Source organism: Gordonia sp. SL306, assembly GCF_026625785.1.
In the GTDB taxonomy this organism is placed as follows: domain Bacteria; phylum Actinomycetota; class Actinomycetes; order Mycobacteriales; family Mycobacteriaceae; genus Gordonia.
The window spans coordinates 5,247,382-5,269,097 of record NZ_CP113063.1 but is presented as its reverse complement, the minus strand read 5'-3'; the positions used below and the strand labels follow the sequence as shown (position 1 = coordinate 5,269,097).

20 protein-coding genes and 1 pseudogene are annotated in these 21,716 nt (G+C 66.2%); 11 read left to right on the top strand and 10 right to left on the bottom strand.

The window, feature by feature from the left end:
- Window positions 1-18: 18 nt before the first annotated feature.
- The gene (locus OVA31_RS24250; protein WP_267629059.1) at window positions 19-1,824 is read left to right on the top strand and encodes an N-acyl-D-amino-acid deacylase family protein; all 1,806 of its coding nucleotides are present in this window, start codon (window positions 19-21) and stop codon (window positions 1,822-1,824) included.
- A complete protein-coding gene (locus OVA31_RS24245; RefSeq protein WP_267629058.1) occupies window positions 1,814-2,281 on the top strand; it encodes a nuclear transport factor 2 family protein in 468 nt (155 codons plus the stop codon). The genes OVA31_RS24250 and OVA31_RS24245 overlap by 11 nt, the downstream gene beginning before the upstream one ends.
- A 31-nt stretch (window positions 2,282-2,312) precedes the next feature.
- On the opposite strand, the gene OVA31_RS24240 is transcribed toward OVA31_RS24245, so the two are convergent.
- The 6 genes from OVA31_RS24240 to OVA31_RS24215 form a co-directional block, all read right to left on the bottom strand.
- Window positions 2,313-4,037, bottom strand: a complete 1,725-nt coding sequence (locus OVA31_RS24240; RefSeq protein ID WP_420714118.1) for an alpha/beta hydrolase — start codon at window positions 4,035-4,037, stop codon at window positions 2,313-2,315.
- A gap of 66 nt (window positions 4,038-4,103) precedes the next feature.
- Window positions 4,104-5,207: an ABC transporter ATP-binding protein gene (locus OVA31_RS24235; protein WP_267629057.1), complete on the bottom strand. Its 1,104-nt coding sequence runs from the start codon at window positions 5,205-5,207 to the stop codon at window positions 4,104-4,106.
- A gap of 40 nt (window positions 5,208-5,247) precedes the next feature.
- Complete coding sequence (locus tag OVA31_RS24230; RefSeq protein WP_267629056.1) at window positions 5,248-6,123, bottom strand: carbohydrate ABC transporter permease; 876 nt, start codon at window positions 6,121-6,123, stop codon at window positions 5,248-5,250.
- On the bottom strand, window positions 6,123-7,031 hold the full coding sequence (locus OVA31_RS24225; protein WP_267631699.1) for a carbohydrate ABC transporter permease: 909 nt from the start codon (window positions 7,029-7,031) through the stop codon (window positions 6,123-6,125). Before OVA31_RS24225 ends, OVA31_RS24230 begins: the two co-directional genes overlap by 1 nt.
- Window positions 7,032-7,085: 54 nt before the next feature.
- Window positions 7,086-8,384 (bottom strand): ABC transporter substrate-binding protein, encoded by a 1,299-nt coding sequence (locus OVA31_RS24220; protein WP_267631698.1) that lies wholly within the window; start codon window positions 8,382-8,384, stop codon window positions 7,086-7,088.
- Between the two features lie 89 nt (window positions 8,385-8,473).
- A complete protein-coding gene (locus OVA31_RS24215) occupies window positions 8,474-9,463 on the bottom strand; it encodes a sugar-binding transcriptional regulator (protein ID WP_267629055.1) in 990 nt (329 codons plus the stop codon).
- Between the two features lie 77 nt (window positions 9,464-9,540).
- On the opposite strand from OVA31_RS24215, the gene OVA31_RS24210 reads away from it, so the two are divergent.
- Genes OVA31_RS24210 through xylB form a run of 3 tightly spaced genes read left to right on the top strand, consistent with a single transcriptional unit; the run spans window position 9,541 to window position 13,522 of the window.
- On the top strand, window positions 9,541-10,644 hold the full coding sequence (locus OVA31_RS24210; protein ID WP_267631697.1) for an NAD(P)-dependent alcohol dehydrogenase: 1,104 nt from the start codon (window positions 9,541-9,543) through the stop codon (window positions 10,642-10,644).
- Window positions 10,641-12,125, top strand: a complete 1,485-nt coding sequence (locus OVA31_RS24205; RefSeq protein ID WP_267629054.1) for a mannitol dehydrogenase family protein — start codon at window positions 10,641-10,643, stop codon at window positions 12,123-12,125. The genes OVA31_RS24210 and OVA31_RS24205 overlap by 4 nt, the downstream gene beginning before the upstream one ends.
- Complete coding sequence (gene xylB, locus OVA31_RS24200; protein ID WP_267629053.1) at window positions 12,122-13,522, top strand: xylulokinase; 1,401 nt, start codon at window positions 12,122-12,124, stop codon at window positions 13,520-13,522. Before OVA31_RS24205 ends, xylB begins: the two co-directional genes overlap by 4 nt.
- Before the next feature lie 30 nt (window positions 13,523-13,552).
- Here xylB and OVA31_RS24195 read toward each other — a convergent pair whose 3' ends face one another.
- On the bottom strand, window positions 13,553-14,629 hold the full coding sequence (locus OVA31_RS24195) for a diacylglycerol kinase (RefSeq protein ID WP_267629052.1): 1,077 nt from the start codon (window positions 14,627-14,629) through the stop codon (window positions 13,553-13,555).
- Window positions 14,630-14,756: 127 nt separating this feature from the next.
- Here OVA31_RS24195 and OVA31_RS24190 point away from each other — a divergent pair, with 127 nt between their 5' ends.
- The gene (locus OVA31_RS24190; RefSeq protein WP_267629051.1) at window positions 14,757-15,491 is read left to right on the top strand and encodes a glucose 1-dehydrogenase; all 735 of its coding nucleotides are present in this window, start codon (window positions 14,757-14,759) and stop codon (window positions 15,489-15,491) included.
- A gap of 9 nt (window positions 15,492-15,500) precedes the next feature.
- On the opposite strand, the gene OVA31_RS24185 is transcribed toward OVA31_RS24190, so the two are convergent.
- Window positions 15,501-16,466, bottom strand: a complete 966-nt coding sequence (locus OVA31_RS24185) for an arsenic resistance protein (RefSeq protein WP_267629050.1) — start codon at window positions 16,464-16,466, stop codon at window positions 15,501-15,503.
- 98 nt (window positions 16,467-16,564) lie between these two features.
- Here OVA31_RS24185 and OVA31_RS24180 point away from each other — a divergent pair, with 98 nt between their 5' ends.
- Genes OVA31_RS24180 through OVA31_RS24165 form a run of 4 tightly spaced genes read left to right on the top strand, consistent with a single transcriptional unit; the run spans window position 16,565 to window position 19,915 of the window.
- Window positions 16,565-17,617, top strand: coding sequence for an ABC transporter permease (locus tag OVA31_RS24180; RefSeq protein ID WP_267629049.1), 1,053 nt, complete (start codon window positions 16,565-16,567; stop codon window positions 17,615-17,617).
- Window positions 17,614-18,438, top strand: coding sequence for an ABC transporter ATP-binding protein (locus OVA31_RS24175; protein WP_267629048.1), 825 nt, complete (start codon window positions 17,614-17,616; stop codon window positions 18,436-18,438). The genes OVA31_RS24180 and OVA31_RS24175 overlap by 4 nt, the downstream gene beginning before the upstream one ends.
- A complete protein-coding gene (locus OVA31_RS24170) occupies window positions 18,435-19,301 on the top strand; it encodes an ABC transporter ATP-binding protein (RefSeq protein WP_267629047.1) in 867 nt (288 codons plus the stop codon). Before OVA31_RS24175 ends, OVA31_RS24170 begins: the two co-directional genes overlap by 4 nt.
- Window positions 19,298-19,915 (top strand): TetR family transcriptional regulator, encoded by a 618-nt coding sequence (locus OVA31_RS24165; RefSeq protein WP_267629046.1) that lies wholly within the window; start codon window positions 19,298-19,300, stop codon window positions 19,913-19,915. Before OVA31_RS24170 ends, OVA31_RS24165 begins: the two co-directional genes overlap by 4 nt.
- A 69-nt stretch (window positions 19,916-19,984) precedes the next feature.
- Here OVA31_RS24165 and OVA31_RS24160 read toward each other — a convergent pair.
- Window positions 19,985-20,092 (bottom strand): annotated as a pseudogene (locus OVA31_RS24160) (DUF1275 family protein); the annotation flags it as partial.
- A gap of 177 nt (window positions 20,093-20,269) precedes the next feature.
- On the opposite strand from OVA31_RS24160, the gene OVA31_RS24155 reads away from it, so the two are divergent.
- Entirely contained in the window at window positions 20,270-21,025 is a 756-nt protein-coding gene (locus OVA31_RS24155; RefSeq protein WP_420714234.1) for a CPBP family intramembrane glutamic endopeptidase, read from the top strand.
- 61 nt (window positions 21,026-21,086) lie between these two features.
- Here OVA31_RS24155 and upp read toward each other — a convergent pair whose 3' ends face one another.
- Window positions 21,087-21,716: a uracil phosphoribosyltransferase gene (upp, locus tag OVA31_RS24150; RefSeq protein WP_267629045.1), complete on the bottom strand. Its 630-nt coding sequence runs from the start codon at window positions 21,714-21,716 to the stop codon at window positions 21,087-21,089.

Genomic DNA, 21,716 nt, shown 5'->3' with positions numbered 1-21,716 from the left:
CCTGTCTCTAATGGTCGAGTGACTTACGACACAATCATTCGCAACGGCCTCTGGTTCGACGGCACCGGCGCGCCCGCGGCGATCCGCACACTCGGCATCCGGGACGGCCAGGTGGCCGTCGTCTCCGTGGATCCCATCGACGACTCCGGGTGTCCCGAAGTGATCGATGCCGACGGGATGTGGGTGATGCCGGGCATGGTGGACATCCACACCCATTACGACGTGGAGGTGCTCGCCGAGCCGTCGCTCTCGGAGTCGTTGCGGCACGGGGTCACGACCGTGCTGCTCGGGTCCTGCTCGTTGTCGACGATCCATGTCGACGGGACGGATGCCGGCGATCTCTTCGGTCGGGTGGAGGCGATCCCCCGTGAGCACGTGATCAGCACGGTCGACCGGCACAAGACCTGGTCAGGTCCCAAGGAATACATCGACGCCCTCGAGTCCCGGGCGCTCGGCCCGAATGTCGCGGCATTCATCGGCCACTCGGATATGCGGTCGGCGGTCATGGGACTCGACCGGGCAACCCAGAAATCGACGCGGCCGACCGGCTCCGAGCAGGCGCAGATGGAACGATGGCTCGCCGATGCGCTCGAGGTGGGGTTCGTCGGTATGTCCTCGCAGCAGCTCCTCTTCGACAAGGTCGACGGTGAGACCTGCCGTTCGCGTACGTTGCCGTCGACCTATGCCAAGCCGCGCGAACTCCGCAGGCTGAAGGCTCTGTTGCGGAGATCCGGCCGCATCCTGCAGGCCGGACCCGACATCGCGAACCCCGTGAATGTCGGGTCGCAGGCGCTCACGTCGCTGGGCATCGGTCGTCCGCATCTCAAGACCAGCCTCCTGTCGGCGGCCGACATCAAGGCCAATCCGTATGCGATCAAGATCATGGGTCCGCTTGCCGCGCTGGTGAACCGGCTCGGCGGTGACTTCCGGTGGCAGCATCTGCCCGTCCCGTTCGAGGTCTACGCCGACGGGATCGACCTGGTGATCTTCGAGGAGTTCGGTTCCGGGGCGGCCGCATTGCACCTCAAAGAGGAGCTGGCACGCGACGAGTTGCTGCGCGACGAGGAGTACCGGCGACGCTTCCGTAAGGACTACGAATCCAAATACGGTGTGCGCGTGTGGCATCGGGACTTCTTCGATGCCCAGATCGTCGGCTGTCCGGATGATTCGGTGATCGGGAAGTCGTTCGGGCAGGTCGGACTGGACCGGGGCGGTCTGCATCCGGTGGACGCATTCCTGGACCTCGTTCTCGAACACGGAACCGAACTACGCTGGCGGACGACGATCTCCAACCACCGTCCCGAGGTGCTGAAGCAGATGGCCCGTGAACCGGGCATCCAACTGGGGTTCTCGGATGCCGGCGCCCACCTGCGGAACATGGCGTTCTACAACTTCGGCCTGCGGTTGCTGAGGCACGTCCGCTCCGCTGAGCTGGCCGGCGAGCCCTTCCTCGACACCGCCGCCGCAGTGCACCGGATGACCGGCGAACTCGCGGACTGGTATGGGATCGACGCGGGTCATCTGCGTCCGGGCGACCGTGCGGATCTGATGATCGTGGATCCGGAGCATCTCGACGAGTCGCTCGAGGAGTACGCGGAGGCGCCGGTGGAGGCCTATGGTGGGCTCTCGCGCATGGTGAACCGCAACGACGACACCGTCGTCGCGGTTTTCGTCAGCGGTCGCAAGGTCGTCGACCACGGGGTTCCGACGGACATCGTCGGTGCTTCGCGGACCGGGCAGTTCCTCCGACACGGACTCCGGGCGCCTGCGGTGCCTGATCCGACCGTTACCGCAACCGATTCGGGGCTCGCCGATGTCCGCTGAGGCAGTCAGCGAGTGCGACTCGGCAGCGATCGTTCGGGGGCTCTGGTCTGCTCTCGCACAACGAGATTGGGATGCCGTGATGCCATACCTCGCCGACGAGTGCATCTACGTCGACATGCCGTACGGTCCGACATTGGCGGCCCGTGGTCCCCATGACATCGTCAAGCGGATCAAGGTCGGCTTCGAGCCGCTGGCGGCGTACACCAACCACGACGGCGTGCTGGTGGCACACGGCGACGACGTGATCTACGAGCATTCCGAGCGGTGGGAATGGGCGAGCGGCGAGGTCGCGGTGCTCCCGTTCGTCACCGTGCACCGGGTCGTCGACGGCAAGGTGACTTTGTGGAAGGACTATTGGGACGCCGCCACCCTGATCAACTCGGCCCCGGCGACGTGGATGGACGACCTGGCGAAGGCGGATACGAGCTGGGTGTTCGATGCCACGGGTCTGATCTGACGGTTCGATCGGCCGTCGAACGGGCCCGCGGTCAGTCGCGGTTCAGGCGCGGCAGCAAGGCCTCGGTCTTGACGTCGGTCCATCCCGGCGGTTCCAGCATCGCCGCCCAGGCGTAGGGGATCGCCGACATGTAGTCGTGGCCGTGCCCGTCGGGCACGTTGACCGCCACGGCCATGTCCGCCGACACCTGAAGGAAGGTCACGAACGGTATCCACCGCGTCGACGACAGGACGTCGCGACCCCGGGGCTCGGCGAGCCAGTCCGGCTCGTTGAGGATGAGGTTGGGATTCCACCAGGTGATCGGATCACTGGCGTGCTGCAGGTAGACGATGCGCGACGGTTTCCATAGCGCATCGGGGTGACCCAGATCCTGTTGGTCGGCGATGAAACGGACCTGGGAGCCGTTGTCGTAGACAGGTTGCCACTGCGGCGACCCGGCATCACGGTCGGCGGTGGTGTCCTTCCACAGGGTGTTGTTGAAGGTCGGACCGCTGAACAGCGCACCATCCGTGCGGGCCGCGAGAGCGGGGATGCTGCCGAACGCGGCTTCACCGGCGAACGAGCCGAGACTCTCGCCGAAGACCACCAGCTTGGGCCGGTCGGCTTCCGGGATGGCGCTGACACGTTCGGAGACCGCCTCGAACAACGCGCGACCGGCCTGCCGGGCCCGCTCCTTGTCGACGAGGAACGAGAGCCAGCTCGGTAGATACGAGTACTGCATGCTCACGGTCGCGATGTCGCCGTTGTACATGTACTCGAGCGAGTCCACAGTGGCCTTGTTCACCCAGCCGCTGCCGGTCGTCGAAGCGACCGCGATGACCTTGCGCTGCAAACCGCCGGTGCGCACCAGCTCGTCGGCCGCCAATTCGGCATTCTCCCGGATGCTGTCGCCGGACTCCAGGCCCGCATACACCCGGATGGGTTCGGTTGCCGGAGAGCCGTTGAATTGCGTCAGTGCGCCCACATCCGGTCCCCGGGAGACGAACACACGACCCTCGCGGCCCAACGAATCCCACGTGACCAGGGAGCCCGGGCCACCGGAGCGCAGCGCGGAGGTCGGCGGGGAGTTGTCGGCCTTCGTCTCCTCGTTCGCTGCGGCGAAACTCGCGTTGAGCCACTGCATCGAGTACTTCGCGACCACGCCGTTGAGGACGAAGACGGTCAGGACGACCACCAGGCCTGCCCCGATCACCGCCGAGATACGTGGGGGAGCAATGCGATTGAGCTGTCGGACCGACCATCCGACGGCGAAGGCGAAGGCCTGTCCGAGGGACATCAGCACAACGAAGACGATCACGGCGAGGACGGCGATCGTCGGGAACGCCGTCCAGGTCAGCTGCCCGACCCCCATCAGATCGCGGATGTCGGACTGCCACTGGGAGAACCAGACGAGCATCAGCACCGTCCCGACGATCGCCACGCCGGCGAGGATGAGCCACGATCGGCGGCTCGCGCTCCGCCACGGCTCGTCGCGCGAGATCATGAAGCGCACCAGCCACGCGAGGAACACCCCGATGCAGTAACCCACTGCCGCTGACGCGCCGCTCACGAGTCCCTGGAACAGGGCGCCGCGTGGCAACAGCGACGGCGTCATCGACAACCAGACGAAGGCGAGCGCCACGACCATCCCGGTGAACGCGTAGCGTTCGCGGTGCCTGCGCCACCATCCATGGGCCGGGGTGGGTTCGGTGATGGTTTCGGCGGGCTGGTCCTGTCCGGAGTCCGCGTCCGTCGTCGTCTCGCGCTCGAGTGTCACCGGATGTGCTCCTGCAGGTCGTCGGAGCAGTAACAGTATCAGCGCAGATCGTGCGCGGGACCCACCTCAGCTCAGGCGATTCCCCGTTTCCGGATCGAAAAGGTGCACGGCGTGATCGGACTGGTACAGGCGCACCGCATCGCCGAGCTTCGCCGGGGCACGGTGGGGTGATCGCGCGACGAGGGTGACGGGGTCGCCCTCGAGAGTGGCGATCGACGGATCGTCGACCTTGGCGTAGAGGTAACTCTCGCTCCCGAGTTCTTCGAGGAGTGCCACGTCCGCGGTGATGCCGCGGTCACCGCCGATCGCGAGATGCTCGGGACGGATGCCGACGATCACCTTCGACAGTCCGGACTTGCGCAGCAGACCTTGCGCTTCGTTGTCGAGGTCGACGGTCGCGCCGGAGATCGTGATGGAGCCGTCGGTGACTGGCGCGGTGAACAGATTCATCGCCGGGGAACCGATGAAGCCGGCGACGAACGCGTTGACCGGACGGTCGTAGAGGTCGGCCGGGGTGGCGAACTGCTGCAGCGCACCGTTGCGCAGGACGGCGACCCGGTCACCCATGGTCATGGCCTCCACCTGGTCGTGGGTGACGTAGACGGTGGTGGTGCCGAGACGCCGTTGCAGTGCAGCGATCTGGGTGCGGGTCTGTACCCGGAGTTTGGCATCGAGGTTGGACAGCGGCTCGTCCATGCAGAAGACCTGCGGTTCACGGACGATGGCGCGGCCCATCGCGACGCGTTGGCGTTGACCGCCGGACAGTTTGGCCGGTTTGCGGTCCAGATAGTCGGTGAGGTCGAGGAGTTTCGCGGCTTCGGCGACCTTCTTCTTGCGTTCGTCGGTGGGGATGCCGCGCATCTTGAGTGCGAATCCCATGTTCTCCCCGACGGTCTTGTTGGGGTAGAGCGCATAGTTCTGGAAGACCATGGCGATGTCGCGGTCCTTGGGTGCGACGCCGACCATGTTCTGTCCGCCGATGCGGATGGCGCCGGAGTCGATCTCCTCGAGTCCGGCGAGCATCCGCAGTGCGGTCGATTTGCCGGAGCCCGAGGGGCCCACGAGGACGACGAACTCGCCGTCGGCGATGTCGAGGTTGAGGCGGTCGACGGCGAGTTTGTCGGCGCCGGGGTAGACGCAGCACGCGTCGTCGTAGCTGATGGAAGCCATGGTGGGTCTCCTGGATTCTGGGGGAAGTGGGTGGGACGGTCTACTTGATGGCGCCGAACGACAGGCCACGGACGAGTTTGTTCTGGGCGATCCAGCCGCAGATCACCACCGGGAGCGCGGCGAGGACCGATGCGGCCGACAGTTGCGCCCAATACAGGCCTTGGCCGGACATGAACCCGGTGAGGAACACCGGCATGGTCTGGGCGTTGACCGCGGTCATGTTGACGGCGAAGAAGAATTCGTTCCACGAGAAGATCACGCAGATCAACGCGGTCGCCGCGATGCCGGGTGAGATGAGCGGGAGGATCACCTCGCGCACCGACGTCCACAGGCTCGCGCCGTCGATGCTGGCCGCTTCGAGGAGTTCGCTGGGGACCTCGAGGAAGAACGAACGCATCATCCAGACGGCGATCGGCAGGTTCATCGCGGTGTAGAGGATGACCAGTGTCCAGATGTTGTCCAGCATGCCGATGCGGCCGACGATCACATACAACGGGATGATCGCGGCCACGATGGGCAGCATCTTGGTGCTGATGAAGAAGAACAGCGCATCCTGGGTCTTGCGGACCGGCCGCAGCGACAGCGCGAACGCGGCCGGAACACCCAGGGCCAGAACCAGGATCGTCGAGACGATGGTGGCGAACAAGGAGTTCATCAACGGGGTGCCGATACCGGCGTCGAACACCTCCTTGAACTGCTCCAGCGTCGGGGTGAAGATGAACGTCGGCGGGTTGGTGGCCGCGTCACTCTCCTTCTTGAACGCCGTCAGCACCATCCAGAGCACCGGGAAGAAGAACCCCAGCGCCAGAATCCACGTGAAGACGGTCAGCAGGACCCCGCGCGGGTTCTTGCGGCGGGCGATCTCCACCCCGTCGACGGTCGTCGACGACGGGCGAGATTGCGTTGCGGTACTCATCAGGCTGCCTCCTCGTTCCCGGTGAAGCTCTTGAAGATCAGTCGTAGCGCCAGCGAAGCGACGACGATGGTGCCGATCACGGTGACCACGCCCATCGCCGCGGCCTGACCGATGTCGAAGCCGAGGAACGCGCGCTGATAGATGTAGAACGGCAGGTTGGCGCTCGAGACCCCGGGGCCGCCGGAGGTCATCATGTACACGGCATCAAACGTGTTCACCAGGTAGATGGCACCCAGCACAGCACCGAGTTCGATGAACCGACGAAGATGGGGGAGCGTCAGCTCGCGGAACAGCCGGAAGCTCGTCGCGCCGTCGACCTTGGCCGCCTCGCTGATGTCGTTCGGCATGGACTGCAGACCGGCCAGGATCAGCAGCATCATGAACGGCGTCCACTGCCAGACCAATTCGGCGATCACGCTCATCAGCGGGTACTGGCTGAGCCAGTCGGTGTGGACACCGAACGGGCTCAACGCCCAGTTGACCAGACCGTTGGTGGGGGAGAGCAGGCTGGTCTTCCACAGCAACGCCGCGGCGACCGGCGTGACAAGGAACGGGGTGATCAGCAGCGTGCGAACGATGCCGCGGCCCAGGAACTTACGGTCGAGCAGCAGCGCGAAGATCAGACCCAGGATCACCGATGCGATCACCGTGCCCACGATCAGGAGGATCGTGTTGAGGGTCACCCGCCAGAACTGGCCGTCGGTGAACACCTCCATGTAGTTGTCGAGCCCGACGAAACTCCGTGAGCCCGGACGCACCAGGTTCCAGGACTGCGTCGAATAGAAGAGGGTGAAGACGAAGGGGATCTGCGTCACCACGAGCATGAAGATCAGCGCAGGCAGCAACGGCCCCCGTCGACGCCATCCCTCGGCGCGCGAGATGTGATCTCGCCGTGAGCTCGTCGGCAGATCGGACCGTGGTTGTGGATCAGCCCCGGGTTGGGCGAGTGCGGTGGCCACGTCTCACCTCTCCTTCTGATAGGTCTTGCCGACTGTCTCGGCATACTTCTGACTCTGTTCCAGTGCCTTGTCGACACTGATCTGTCCGGCGATCGCCGCCGAGATCTGTTGGCTGACGCGGGTACCGAGATCCTGGAACTCCGGGATCGAGAGGAACTGGATACCGGTGTACGGGACCGGCTTCAGCGTCGGCTTGAGCTGATCCGCCGTGGTCATCGCCGACAACGTCGCATCCGCGAACGGCTTGGAGATGGCCTGGTAGGCGGGGAGCTGATAGGTCGACATCCGGCTCCCGGGCGGGATGTGACTGGCGCCGAGGGTGTCGGCGACGTGCTGGATGTAGGCGCGGTTGGTCATCCAGTCGATGAACTTCCATGCGTCATCGCGCTTCTTGCTGCTGGTCGGGATGCCCAACGACCAGGTGTAGAGCCATCCGTTGTCGGACTTGGCCATCGACGGTGCAGGGAGGTATCCGACGTTCCCGGCGATCGTCGACGTGTCCGGACTCTCGAGCACGGAGACCGCCGAGGTGGCGTCGTACCACATCGCCGTCTGGCCCTGGGACAGCAGATTGCCGCACTCCTGGAAGCCCGACGACGCCGCGCCGGGCTCGCCGGACTTCCGGACGGTGTCGACGTAGAACTTCACTGCCGCTTCGACTTCTGGGCTCGTCAGCTGAGCATTCCAGTTCTCGTCGTACCAGCGGCCGCCGAATGCGTTGATGACCGTGTTCAACGGAGCCAGCAGCTCGCCCCAGCCGGGCTTGCCGCGCAGACAGATCCCCGACACATCACCCTTGGTGAGCTTGGCCGCGGCGTCGGCGACCTGCGGCCAGGTGGGCTTCGCCGGCAGGGACACCCCCGCGTCGGCGAACATCTTCTTGTTGTACATGAGGAACGACGACTCCCCGTAGAACGGCGCCGAATACATCGAACCCTTGTATGAGAGTGCGGTCTTGAGCGTCGGGACGAAGTCGTCCGCGGCGTACGACGGGTCGGCGTCCATGTACGGGGTGAGGTTCACCAGCCACCCGTTCTCCGCCCACATCGGTGTCTCGTAGTTGCTGATCATCACCACGTCGAACTCGCCGCCACCGGTGGACACCGATGCGGTGATCTTGGCCCGCGCCTCGTTCTCCGACAGCGTGACGAACTTCAGCTTGGTACCGGGGTTCTGCTGTTCGAACTGGCTGGACAGCTTGACGGCATCCTGCATCTGCGAGTTCGAGACCATGGCGATGGTGAGGGCGTCGCTGCCGCCGTCGGTCAGCGAACCGGCGCCGGAGCACGCCGTCGTCACCATGGCGAGTGCGGCGGCGATACACACCGCGTAGGTCCGGGCACGGCGCGTGACGCGGCCGATGCGCCGGGGAGGCATCGGTTCTTCGGCCATCAGTGATCACCTTTCTTCTGGGCGACAAGCCATTCGGCGGTCGAGAGGTCGGTGACGAGAATCGTCGCGTAGCCACCGCGGAGTGCGCCGAGGATGGAGTCGCGTCGATGCTCGCCACCGGAGACGAGGATGGAGGTGGGGCAGGCGCGCACGGAGTCGAGGGGGACGGAGACGGTCCGGTCGACGAGTGTCGAGGCCACCGCCACGCCGTACGCGTCGTAGAACCGACCGCCGATCTCACCGACTGCACCGAGTTCCTCGAGTTCGTCGAGGACGATCGCATCGATGAACGCGCCCTCGAACAGGGTCGTCGAGGTGGAGACGGAACCAACCCCGAAAAGCATCACGTTCGCCGATCGTGCTGCCGACAATGACTGCGAGAGAATGGAATCCCGCTGAAGTGCGGAGACCGTGTCGGGGTCGGCGTAGAGCGGTGCGACGAGCCGCATCGGCTGTGCGTGCAGGCGGTCCGACAGGCGCGCCAGGGCATGGTCGACGCCGGTGTGGTACTCGACCGAGGTCATCGATCCGTCCATCTGCACCACCTGTCGGCACGACGAGCTGGCGTGCATGGCGTCGGCGACCGCGACCTGCTCGGGCCCCCACGTGAAACCGAGGACATCGGTCGCCTGGACGCGTCTGGCGAGCACCGAGGCACCGGCCCGGCCGAGGGCCGCGTTGCCCGACGTGGTGCCGTCGGCACGTTCGTCGATGACGAGGACCTCGTCGAGTCCGAACGTTTCCTCGACCGTGCGTTCGGTGTCGGTGTGGATCGATGCACTGAGATGCGCGGGGGCGGTCACCGTGACCTGGACCAGACCCTGTGCCCGCGCTCGGGCGACAAGACGGCCGGCGGTCGGGCGAGAGACGCCCAGCCGGGTGGCGATCTCCGCCTGGGTGAGGCCCTCCAGGTGGTACATGGTGGCCGCACGCACCAGAAGACGCAGGTCGTGGCCTGCGTCGGGGGTGGTCTTCGCGGGAGTCGTCATCGAAATGCCTCACGGTCGCCGGTGAGCATCTGCTCACTAGCCGGAAATATGCTCAATACGCTAACATCGCTCGTGTGATGTACGCAACAACCGGCACCGAGAGTGATCTGACGATCAGCGCGATGCGCGCAAGTGTCCTGTACCCGGGTGGCGAGATGACCGTCGAGGAGCGACCCGTCCCCGATCCCGGGCCCGGCGAAGTGCTGATCCGGGTCAGCGCGGTGGGGGTCTGCGGGTCCGACGCCCACTACGTGCGCCACGGACGCATCGGCACCCACGTCGTCGACGCACCGTTGATCCTCGGACACGAGGCGGCCGGGACGATCGTCGCGGTGGGACCGGGGATCGCGGGGTCCCGGATCGGCAGGCGGGTCTCGATCGAGCCGCAGACGCCCGACCCGACGAGCGCCGAGTCGCGGCGTGGCGTCTACAACCTCTGTCCGCACATGCGGTTCTTCGCGACACCGCCGATCGATGGAGCGCTCTGTGAATACGTCACCATCGGTGCCTCCTTCGCCCACGATGTGCCCGACACGGTCAGCGACGACGCCGCCGCGCTGTGTGAACCGCTGTCGGTGGGGATCGCGGCCATTCGTAAAGCCGGTGTCGGTATGGGAGATTCGGTGCTGATCGCCGGAGCGGGCCCGATAGGTCTGATGTGTGCGCAAGTCGCCCGTGCGGCGGGGGTGACCAGGATCGTCATCAGTGAGCCCGATCCGGACCGGCGCGCGGCGGCCGGCCGGTTCGGGGCGACCGAGATCATCGAGCCCGGCGGTTCCGTGTCGTCGGTCGACGCGTTCGTCGACGCCAGCGGTGTCGAGGCCGCCGTGGTGGCGGGGATCTCGGCGCTGCGACCGGCGGGTCGGGCGGTACTGGTCGGGATGGGGGCGGACGCGATGACCTTGCCCGTGACGGTCATCCAGAACCGCGAGATCGTCCTCACCGGAGTGTTCCGCTACGCGAACACCTGGCCGACCGCGATCTCGCTGATCACCTCGGGACGTGTGGACCTCGACGCAATGGTCACCGGCAGGTTCGGTCTCGACGACGCTCGGGCCGCCCTCGACGCGGACCGCACTCCCGGCAGCATCAAGTCGGTCATCTACCCGGGTATGTCCCGGTCCGTATCGTCGTCGGCGGACCGGCCGGCATCCGACACAGAGAAGGGACGTGACACGTGAGCGGGTCTCGTGAGTTGAGTCAAACGCAACTGCCGGGCATCGTGGGGACGCCGGCGCCGCACTACGACCGGACGCGGTTGCGAACGGGTGTGGTGCATTTCGGTGTGGGCGGATTTCATCGGGCGCATCAGGCCATGTACCTCGACCGTCTGCTCGCCACCGGTGGTGACGACGCTCTCAACTGGGGGATCTGCGGCGTCGGTGTCCGGCCGGCCGACGCGGCGATGCGCGACGCGCTCGTCCCGCAAGACGGCCTGTACAGCCTGACGCTCAAACACCCGGACGGCACCGTCGAGACGTCAGTGATCGGATCCGTCGGCGACTACCTCTTCGCACCCGACGACCCCGACCGTGTCATCGAGCGGCTCGCCTCGCCCGACACCGAGATCGTCTCGCTGACGGTGACCGAAGGTGGCTACAACTTCTCCCCATCTACCGGCGAGTTCGACGCGGAGAACCCCGAGATCATCGCCGATCTCGTCGAGAATTCCGTTCCGCGTACGGTTTTCGGGTTGGTGACCGAGGCCCTGCGACGCAGGCGTGCGCGCAGCATCCCGTCGTTCACCGTCATGTCCTGTGACAACATCCAAGGCAACGGTGATGTGGCGAAGTCGACCTTTCTCGCCTTCGCGCGTCTCAAGGATCCAGAGCTCGCGGGCTGGATGGCCGAACACACCTGCTTCCCGAACTCGATGGTCGACCGGATCACGCCGGCGACGCCGCCGGACCTGCGTGCCGAGGTGCTGTCCCGGACCGGTATCGACGACCGCTGGCCGGTCGTCGCCGAACCGTTCACGCAGTGGGTGCTCGAGGACGACTTCTCCATGGGGCGACCGCGGTTGGAGGATGTCGGGGTGCAGGTGGTCGACGACGTCACGCCCTACGAGCTGATGAAACTCCGGCTGCTCAACGCCAGCCATCAGGCGCTCTGCTACTTCGGGTATCTCCTCGGCTATCGATACGTACACGACGCGACGTCGGACCCGCTGATCGCGACTCTGTTGCGTCGCTACATGTCCGAAGAGGGCAGGCCGACCCTGCGGGCGGTTCCCGGTGTCGATCTCGACGACTACACCGGGACCCTGATCACGCGGTTCTCGAATCCGGCGATCGCCGACACGATCTCCCGACTCTGCCAGGACTCGTCCGATCGGATCCCCAAATGGTTGGTACCGGTCATCCGTGAGCGACTCGCCGCAGGCGGCGACGTCACGCTGGCCGCCGCGGTGGTGGCCAGCTGGACCCGGTATGCAGAGGGCACCGACGAGCACGGGGAGGCGATCGAGGTGGCCGATCCGCTGGCCGACCGACTGGTGCCGCTCGCGCGCGAATCGCGCACCGAGCCGCTGGCGTTCGTCGCCGACGCAGAGCTGTTCGGCGATCTCGCCCTCGACGAGCGATTCACGAAACCGTATCTGGCGGCTCTGGAGTCGCTGCGATCCCGCGGCGCGCGCGCGACGCTGGAAGGGTTGCTCGCATGACCCTGGTGGCCGGGGTCGATTCGTCGACCCAGTCGTGCAAGGTCGTGGTGTGCGACGCCGACACCGGAATGGTCGTGCGCGAGGGCAAGGCCGCACATCCCGCGGGCACCGAGGTGGACCCGGAGCACTGGTGGTCTGCACTCGAGGATGCGATCCGAGCAGCGGGCGGGCTCGACGATGTCGACGCGATGTCGGTTTCCGGGCAGCAGCACGGCTTGATCTGTCTCGACCGGAACGGTCAGGTGATCCGGGATGCGCTGCTGTGGAACGACACCCGATCGGCCGCGAGCGCCGCAGCGCTGGTCGACGAACTCGGCGCCGACGAGTGGGCGTCGCGGGTCGGTGTGGTCCCGGTCGCCGCCATCACCGCGGCCAAGCTGCGGTGGGTGGCCGATCACGAACCCGATGTCGCTGATGCGACCGCCGCCGTCTGTCTGCCGCACGACTGGCTGACCTGGCGGCTGCGCGGCGCCGACGGAATCGACACGCTGACGACCGACCGCAGCGACGCCTCCGGTACCGGATACTTCGCCGCGGCCGACGGGTCATATCAGCCGGATCTCCTCGAGTTGGCCTTCCGCGGCCGCCGGCCCGGGCTGCCTCGTGTGCTGGAGCCGGATGCGTCGGCGGGGCGCACCGGCAGTGGCTCCCTGCTCGGCGTCGGCGCCGGGGACAACGCCTCCGCGGCACTCGGCCTGGCCGCTGGTCTCGGTGATTGCATTGTGTCCCTGGGGACTTCGGGTGTGGTCAGTGCCGTCACCGACACGCCCCCGCGCGACGGGTCCGGACTCGTCGCCGGATTCGCAGACGCCACCGGCAGGCAACTACCGCTCGTGTGCACACTCAACGGGGCGCCCGTACTGGCGTCGACGGCGGGGATGCTCGGGGTCGATCTCGACGAGTTCGGCCGGCTGGCGCTCACCGCGGAGCCCGGCGCGGCAGGCCTGGTCATGGTGCCTTACCTGTCCGGCGAACGCTCGCCCAACATCCCGGACGCCACGGGGTCGATCCTCGGGATCACCGCCGACAACTGGACTCCCGGCAATGTCGCACGGGCATCGGTGGAAGGTCTCCTGTGTTCCCTCGCCTACTGCCTCGATCTGATCGGCGAGCAGGGGATCGGGATCGACCGGATCGTGATGATCGGCGGAGGCGCCCGGTCGGCCGCGGTGCTCGCGATCGCGCCCGGACTCTTCGGCCGTGCGGTGACAGTCCCCGCGCCAGGCGAATATGTGGCGCGCGGTGCGGCGCGACAGGCCGCCTGGGCGCTCACCGGGGAACTGCCCGCCTGGGATCTCGCTGCCGAGCACCACGACGGCACACCCACCGAGTCCGGTGTCGGAGCCGACGTCTACCGCCGCTACCTGTCCGCGACCGGTTTGGTCCTCGAGCGCTGAGGTGAATCCGGCCGCGTGCAGGTGGACCGTTCAGGGCGCGACGGTGCCCGCCGCGGTCACCAGCGGCAGGTCGAGCGTTGTCCGGATTCCCGGTGGGCCGTCGACGACGTTTGGGATGGAGTTGACGATGCGTCCTGCTGCGGCGACGATCGCCGCGTGGTTGTGGTCGCCGTGTTCGCTTGTCGGACAGATGTCGACCCGATACGACGGCTCGCCGATGATCTCGACCCGGTAGCAGCCGCCCGGTTGTGCCGGGCGTGCCCAGTCGTCGCCCACGTCGTCCCGGAGCCGGGTGACGTGTTCGATCACGATGAAGGGTTTGCCACCGACCATCCCGATGATCTCGAAGCGGACCGCGGCGCGTGTTCCCACCGCGATGTGTCCGGATGCGATGTCGAAATCGTCGGGGGCGGGCAGGTCTTCGTACCGCTCGACGATTTCGTCGACCTCCACACCCAAACCGGAGGCGAGCTGGCGAATCGTCGTGCCCCAGGCCAGCCCGAGAACACCGGGGAGGAACAGCATCGGCGTCTCGTCCATCGGTTTGCCGAATCCCATGACGTCGAACATCACCGTCGCGCCGTCGTACGTCGCGTAGTCGGCGATCTCCATGCATCGGACCTGCTCGATGTGCTGGCACGTCCCGGCGAAGGCCAGTGGGATCAGGTCGTTCGCGAATCCCGGATCGACGCCGGTGATGAAGATGCTCGATCCGCTCGACTCGGCCGCCGACTCGACCTTGGCGATGGCCTTCGAAGGCATCGCGCCCCAGGGGAATTGCAGGGTCCCCGGCGCCGACCCGACCACATCGATGCCTGCCGACAGCAGTCGCACGCAGTCGTCGAGTGACTCGACCGGGCGGGTGTCGCCCATCGCGCAGTAGACCGCGCAGTCGGGCGCGGCCGAGATGATCGCGTCCAGATCGTCGGTGGCGACCACTCCCGTCGGCGCGTGGTCCAGCCCGGCCAGCTCGGCGGCATCCTTGCCGACCTTCTCCGGTGACGAGACGGCCAGCCCCACGAGGTCGAATCGAGGGTCGTCGATCAGCTGGCGAAGGGCCAGACGGCCGACATTTCCGGTTCCTACGTGAGCCACGCGAATCGGCATGGAATGCTCCTTGTCCTGGTCAGGTGAACAATTGTCCGGACTACTGTCCATATCAGTAGATCACGTCGGACGACGAGTCGGTAGAACCTGTTCTCATTTGGCGCTTGGCCAGGTAACCTGGCTCGCCATGGGACGTGTAGATGACAAGGTCGCGCTGATCAGCGGTGGTTCACGAGGAATGGGAGCGTCGCATGCGCGCATGCTCGTCGACGAGGGTGCCAAGGTGGTCATCGGCGACATCCTCGACGATGAGGGCAAGGCTCTCGCCGCCGAGCTCGGCGACGCGGCGCGGTATGTGCACCTGGACGTGACGTCGCCGGACGACTGGGCGGCAGCTGTCGCGACGGCCGTTGACGACTTCGGCAAACTGAACGTGCTCGTGAACAATGCGGGCATCGTGAACGGGAGTTCCCTGGAGAAGTTCCGTCTCGACAAGTGGAAGCAGATCATCGACGTCAACCTGACCGGGACCTTCCTCGGCATGCAGGTTGCGGTCGAGCCGATGATCGCCGCGGGTGGCGGGTCCATCATCAACGTGTCGTCGGTCGAGGGGCTGCGCGGCAGCCCGTGGGCGCATGGTTACGTCGCCTCCAAGTGGGGCGTCCGCGGACTCGCGAAGTCCGCCGCACTGGAACTCGCCCCGCACAACATCCGCGTCAACTCGATCCATCCCGGTCTGATCCGCACGCCGATGACCGAAGGGCTGCCGGACGACATCATCAAGACCCCGTTGGGTCGGCCCGCCGAATCCAGTGAGGTGTCGACCTTCATCATCTTCCTGGCGAGCGACGAGTCGTCGTACGCGACCGGCGCCGAGTTCGTGATGGACGGCGGACTGACCGCCGACGTGCCGCACAACTGACGTCGACTCTCACCGAGTGGTCCTCGGAATGATCGCGACGAGCGCGACCATTCCGAGGACCTCGACGAGTGTCTGGGTAACCACCGCCGAGGCGGCGACCTCGAAGCCCGGCGGCAGCGACAGGGCGAGTGGCAGCACGACGAGCGAGTTGCGGGTGGCCCCGGAGAACGCGATCGCCCGCCGACCCGCCAGATCGATCCGCGCGAGCCGGGCGATCAGCAACCCCAGGATGGCCATCGCCACCAGGAACACCGCATAAACCGGGATCAGTCCGGCGACGTCACGTCCGTGGTCGTCGAGGGTGCGGATCTGTGACGCAACCACGACCGCGAGGACGACTGTCATCAGCGGCACCATCGCGACGTCGACACCGTCCCGGAACCGTTGCGCCGGTGCTGATCGTACCGCGAGCGCCTGGGTGCCCCAGGCCAGCGCCAGCGGGATGACGATCAACACGACGAAAGCCGTGACAAACGGTGACACGTCCACCACATCGGCCACCTCGCTGCCCATGAACACCGCGAGAAACGGTGGCAGCAGCGCCATCTGGAGGATCAGCAACACCGGCGTCGCCGCTAGTAGTCGACGATTGTCGCCGCCGGCGAGCCCGCTGAAGACGATCACGTAGTCCACGCACGGGCACAGCAGGACCAGCAGGACTCCGACACGGATCGCCGGGTCGCCGGGTAACAGTGGGTAGAGCGCGGCGACGATCGCCGGGACCACGACGAAATTCACCCCGAGCAGCACTGCCATGAATCGGGTGTCACGGAGTGCGGCACCCATATTCGCCACGGGCACCTGAAGGAATGTCACGTACAGCAGGGCTGCGATCGCAGGGTTGATCGCGTGGTCCAGGACCGCCGCGGCAGCGGGTGCGGCGAGTCCGACCAGTGCTCCGACGCCCATTCCGCCGACATACATCAGCACTTGGCGCCGTTCCATCATGCGCGTGATGGCGCCGTGCTCGGACATCCGACCATTGTGCGTCACGCACAGGGATGCTCTCGACATGGGCGAAAATTAATTCATCGCTTGTTGACCTCAGGCCTCGATCATGCCTAGCATCCGATATGCGCGCCATGATTCTCAAGGAATTCCGCGAACTGCGACGGGACCGCCGCACCCTGGCAATGCTTGTCGTGCTTCCTCTGCTGCTCCTGGTGATCTTCGGGTACGCCGCGAACTTCTACGTGTCGTCGGTGCCGACCGCGGTGACCGGGCCGTCCGCGCAACAGGTGGCGTCGGCGCTGCCCTCGTACTTCGACGTCACCGTCACCGCGCCGGCTGACAGCCGCGACCAGGCGCAGGATCTGTTGCGGGAGAACAAGGTCGATGTCGCACTGGTCACCGGGGCCGATCCGGGTGCGCAGGTCACCGCCCTGGTGGACGGGTCGAACCTGTTCGCGGCGCAGTCGACGGTGTCGATTCTCAACAAGCTGGGCGAGCGGGTCGACACCGAGGTGTTGTTCAATCCCGACCTCAAGACGTCGTGGGTGATGGTGCCCGCGATCATCGGACTGATCTTGACCTTCATCGGCACGATCGTCACCAGTATCGGCCTCGTCAGGGAACGTGAGGCAGGCACTCTGGAACAACTGGCTGTCATGCCCATCCGGCCCAGCCAGGTGATCCTGGGCAAGATCGTGCCCTACTTTCTGCTTGCCGCATTGGACATGATCGTGGTGACGGTCCTGGGCATGCTGCTGTTCGGTGTGCCTTTCAACGGCAATGTGTTCGTGTTCGCGCTCGGGGCGGCCATCTTCTTGTTCGTCGTCCTGGGGCTGGGAGTACTCATATCGACGATCTCGCAGACCACCGGGCAGGCGATCCAGACGGCGTTCTTCTTCCTGCTGCCGCAGATCCTGCTGTCCGGGATGATCTTTCCACTCGACGCCATGGCCGAGGGCGTTCGATGGATCGGGTACCTGCTCCCGCTGACCTACTTCACGATGATCTCGCAGGGTGTGATGCTGCGGGATGCGCCGATCACGTCGTTGTGGTTGCCGTTGGTGGTGTTGACGGTGATGGCGGTCGTCGTCTTCACGGGCGCAACCCTGCGATTCCGTCGTGATCTCGCGCCTGATGCGTCGAAGTCGCATGCATCGAGAGCCAACGCGGCATGATCGCCTCGGCGCGTTCGGTGACTGTTCGATTCGGTGACACAACGGCTCTCGACGATGTGACCGTCGACGTGCCGGCGGGTCAGGTGGTGGCGCTCGTCGGCGGAGATGGCGCAGGCAAATCGACACTCCTGCGTGTGTTCGCGGGCGAGATCGCACCGGAGGACGGAACGGTGCACGCACCCGGCAAGCACGGTATCGGGTTCCTCTCGGCGGGGCCGGGCAGCTGGGCGGCCCTCACCGTCCGGCAGAACCTCGATTTCGTCGGTGGCATCTACGGACTCGGCGGCGAGAGGCTGAACCGACGGCGGGAGGAACTGATCGAGCGGTCGGGACTCGGTGTTGCGGCCGACCGTCTGGCGTCCGCATTGTCCGGCGGTATGCGGCGCAAACTGGGCGCAGCGATGGCGATGTTGCACCGGCCCGAGCTGTTGCTCCTGGACGAACCGAGTACGGGCGTGGATCCGGTGAGCCGGATCGATCTGTGGCGCATGGTCTCCGAGGCGGCCACCGACGGTGCTGCGGTGCTGATGTCGACGACGTACCTCGACGAGGCCGAGCGCGCAGGCGATCTCGTGGTGCTCGACGACGGGCGAGCCCTGGTCCACGGCTCCTACGACGACGTGCGGGCGGGATTCACCGGCACCATCACCCGGAGCGCCGACCCGGTCCGGCCGGAGTGGTCATGGCGGCGGGGTCGGGAGCGACATGAATACTGGCCGGATCGACCGACGGAGGCCGAGACCGTGACTGTGTCGCCGGATCTCGAGGACATCGTGATCGCGCTGTCGCTCGAGCGCCGTCGGAAAGGTCACCTCTCATGAGTCCCGACGTCCTGCGCGCGCGTTCGGTCACAAGGAGATTCGGTGACTTCATCGCGGTCGACGACGTATCGATGGCGGTGGGTCCCGGTGAGGTGGTCGGCCTTCTCGGTGCGAACGGGGCCGGGAAGACCACGCTGATCCGGATGCTGCTCGGGCTGTTGGGGGTCTCGCAGGGTTCGGTCGAGCTGCTCGGCGGTCTGCCTGACCGTGCGCGGCGCGCGCACCTCGGATATGTACCCCAGAACCTCGGTCTGTACCGCGATCTCACCGTGCAGGAGAACTTGTCGTTCAGCGCCGGGTCCTACGGGGTGCGGGTTCCGGCACTGCCGGACCGCCTCGGAGACGTGGGCGACACGTTGGTCGGGGACCTCGCGCTCGGAGCCCAGCGGCAGACGGCGTTCGTCGTCGCGCTGGCCCACGATCCGACCGTGTTGGTGCTCGACGAACCGACCTCGGGAGTCGATGCGTTGTCGCGGGCCGGGCTGTGGGACACGATCCGCGCCCAGGCCGACAGCGGTGTGGGGGTACTGGTCACCACCCACTACATGGAGGAGGCCCAGCAGTGCGATCGGCTGTTGCTCATGGCCGGTGGACGACTGGTCGCCGAGGGGAGTGAGGACGACATCATCGGGGATACGCGTGCGGTCGCGGTGCAGACCGAGGACTGGGCTCACGCGTTCGCGGTGCTCAACGATGCGGGTATCCCGGTGATACTGGCAGGACGCGCGATCCGGGTGCCGGATCCCGACAAGCGGTTGCTCTCGGATGTGTTGTCCTCGGCGGGTATCGACGCTCGGCTGGAGTCGGTCCGCGCGACGATCGAGGAACGGATGTTGGTGTTGGCCCGCGGGGCCGACGGGTGACCGGTCGAGGGCGTGGCCGTCCACGTCTCGTCGACGAGTCGGGTGGCAATCGGGCGGCAATCGTGGCGTCTGCACGTGAGCTGTTCTCGGACCACGGATTCGATCGAACGACCATGCGCGCGATCGGAAAGCGGGCCGGTGTCGACCCGGCCCTCATCCACCACTATTTCGGGACCAAGGATGCGCTCCTGGTCGAAGCCTTGCGGCCCGAGATCGACGTGGAGGCCGTGTTCGCCGGCGTGGACGCCGTGCACTCGCCGGGGATCGAGTTCGTCCGACGACTCGTCGGCTTCTGGGAGGGGCATCCGGAGGCGCGCGCACGCGTGATCGCGTTGATGAAGGTGGCCACCACCCGCGACGAGATCGCCGCCGAGATGCGCGAATTCCAGCTCGGCGTGGTGCGGTCTGCGCTGAGCCGGGTCGTCACCGACGATGACCCCGAACTCCGGTACGGACTGGTTGCCACGCAGATATTCGGCCTCGCCTTGATGCGCTACATCGTCAAGGTGCCCGCGATCCGGGATGCGACCGCCGACGAGCTCGCCGCACTAGTCGGCCCGGTGGTCCAGGGCTATCTCACTGGTCCACTCGGGGCTCCCGCTGCTCGTCGATGACGAAGAGGACGAGTGTGACGGACAGGAATCCGGCCGGGATCAGATCTCCGGTCGTGGTGACTGCCACATCTGGGCATTGGCGAACACGCCCCCACGAGCGAGGTAGGTATAGCTGTCCAGGAATCCGCCGGCACCGGTGATCAGCAGCGCGAACCGGAGAGACGTGGATGTGGTCATCGGCGCCTCCGCGCGGGTGATGTGCCCGGGTCGCCTGCGATTCCGGGTACGTTCATGCACAACAGTGAACCCGACACGAGGATGCGCGATGGCCCGATTGCAGCGGATGTCGGTATCCGCGTGGCGTCGTCGACGGTGGTCGGACAGCCGGTGGTCGGACAGCCGGCGGTCGACCGGATGACATCACCGGAACGCTCCTCGGACAGGCCGGCACATCCCGACGTCGCGGCATTGCGCACCCGTTCGGTGTGGATGCTGGTCGCGGTTGTCGGATTCCTTGTGGCCACCAACGTCGTCGCGCATTTCACCGGGCGGTGGACCGGGATGCTCGCGGTGCCGGTCGCGGCCGTGCTGCTCGTCACCGGCACCCGCTTGGCGGGCCTCCAATGGCGTGAGATGGGTCTGAGTCGTTCGGAGCTACGGTCCGGGGTTCCGTACGCGGTGGCCGCAGTGGTCGTCGTGTTCGCCGTCGTGTCGGTGGCCGTGGCGATCCCGGCCACGCGGCAGTTCTTCTTGTCCGATCGCTACGACAGCGCATCAGAGGCGGCACTGGCCGCACTCGTGGTCATCCCGCTGCAGACGGTGTTGCCTGAGGAGTTGCTCTTCCGGGGTGTCCTACAGGGGTCACTGGGGCGCCTGTTCGGGGTGCGCGCCACGTTGGGACTGGGTGCCGTCGCCTTCGGGTTCTGGCACATCAGTTCGTCGCTCGGGTTGACGTCGGGGAATGCCGGTCTCAGTGGAGTTCTCGGCTCGGGCACGCTCGGTCAGATCGCAGGCATTCTCGGTGCGGTCGTGGCGACGGCGCTGGCCGGACTCGTGCTGGGCTGGTTACGGTATCGCGCCAACAGCCTGCTGGCCCCGATCGCGCTGCACTGGGCGCTCAACGCGATCGGCGCGGTGGGTGCGGCGGTCGCCTGGCATCTGCCGTCCTGAGTCACGACAGAGGTTGCGGTCGACGCGGTGGGCGCGTCCATCGGCAACCGTGCAGGCATCGTCACGTCGTACCGAAGATCCGGTCGCCTGCATCGCCGATGCCCGGCACGATGTATCCGTCGTCGTCGAGTCCGCGGTCGACGGCGGCGGTGAAGATGGGGACGTCGGGATGGGCGGCGTGCAGCGCGGCGATGCCCTCCGGGCAGGTCAGCAGACACACGAATTTGATGGATCGCGGTGAGTACTCCTTGATGCGATCCACGGCGGCGACCGCCGAATGTCCCGTGGCGAGCATGGGATCGGCGATCACCACGTCGCGTTCGGTGAGTTCGCCGGGCATCTTGAAGTAATACTCGACGGCAACCCGCGTCTTCGGATCCCGGTAGAGCCCGATGTGGCCGACGCGCGCGCCGGGCACCACGGTCAGCATCCCGTCGACGATCCCGGTGCCCGCGCGCAGGATCGATGCGAACACCACCTTCTTGCCGTCGATGACATTCGCGGTCATCGTTTCCAGCGGCGTCTCGATCGTGATCGGCTGCATCGGCATGTCGTGTAGGACCTCGTATGCCATGAGCGTGGAGATCTCGTTGAGCAGGCGTCGGAAATCGTTGGTGGAGGTGTCCTTGCGGCGCATCAGGGTCAATTTGTGTTGCACCAGTGGGTGTTCGATGAGAACGACGTCGTCCAT

Bases quoted from the DNA above. Each gene is read 5' to 3' on its own strand.
- OVA31_RS24180 (WP_267629049.1), top strand. From the start codon at position 16,565: ATGCGCGCCATGATTCTCAAGGAATTCCGCGAACTGCGACGGGACCGC.
- OVA31_RS24220 (WP_267631698.1), bottom strand. From the start codon at position 8,384: ATGGTGACGACGGCGTGCTCCGGCGCCGGTTCGCTGACCGACGGCGGC.
- OVA31_RS24215 (WP_267629055.1), bottom strand. From the start codon at position 9,463: ATGACGACTCCCGCGAAGACCACCCCCGACGCAGGCCACGACCTGCGT.
- OVA31_RS24210 (WP_267631697.1), top strand. From the start codon at position 9,541: ATGTACGCAACAACCGGCACCGAGAGTGATCTGACGATCAGCGCGATG.
- OVA31_RS24190 (WP_267629051.1), top strand. From the start codon at position 14,757: ATGGGACGTGTAGATGACAAGGTCGCGCTGATCAGCGGTGGTTCACGA.
- OVA31_RS24170 (WP_267629047.1), top strand. From the start codon at position 18,435: ATGAGTCCCGACGTCCTGCGCGCGCGTTCGGTCACAAGGAGATTCGGT.
- OVA31_RS24245 (WP_267629058.1), top strand. From the start codon at position 1,814: ATGTCCGCTGAGGCAGTCAGCGAGTGCGACTCGGCAGCGATCGTTCGG.
- OVA31_RS24175 (WP_267629048.1), top strand. From the start codon at position 17,614: ATGATCGCCTCGGCGCGTTCGGTGACTGTTCGATTCGGTGACACAACG.
- OVA31_RS24235 (WP_267629057.1), bottom strand. From the start codon at position 5,207: ATGGCTTCCATCAGCTACGACGACGCGTGCTGCGTCTACCCCGGCGCC.
- OVA31_RS24195 (WP_267629052.1), bottom strand. From the start codon at position 14,629: ATGCCGATTCGCGTGGCTCACGTAGGAACCGGAAATGTCGGCCGTCTG.
- xylB (WP_267629053.1), top strand. From the start codon at position 12,122: ATGACCCTGGTGGCCGGGGTCGATTCGTCGACCCAGTCGTGCAAGGTC.
- upp (WP_267629045.1), bottom strand. From the start codon at position 21,716: ATGGACGACGTCGTTCTCATCGAACACCCACTGGTGCAACACAAATTG.
- OVA31_RS24155 (WP_420714234.1), top strand. From the start codon at position 20,270: ATGACATCACCGGAACGCTCCTCGGACAGGCCGGCACATCCCGACGTC.
- OVA31_RS24230 (WP_267629056.1), bottom strand. From the start codon at position 6,123: ATGAGTACCGCAACGCAATCTCGCCCGTCGTCGACGACCGTCGACGGG.
- OVA31_RS24185 (WP_267629050.1), bottom strand. From the start codon at position 16,466: ATGTCCGAGCACGGCGCCATCACGCGCATGATGGAACGGCGCCAAGTG.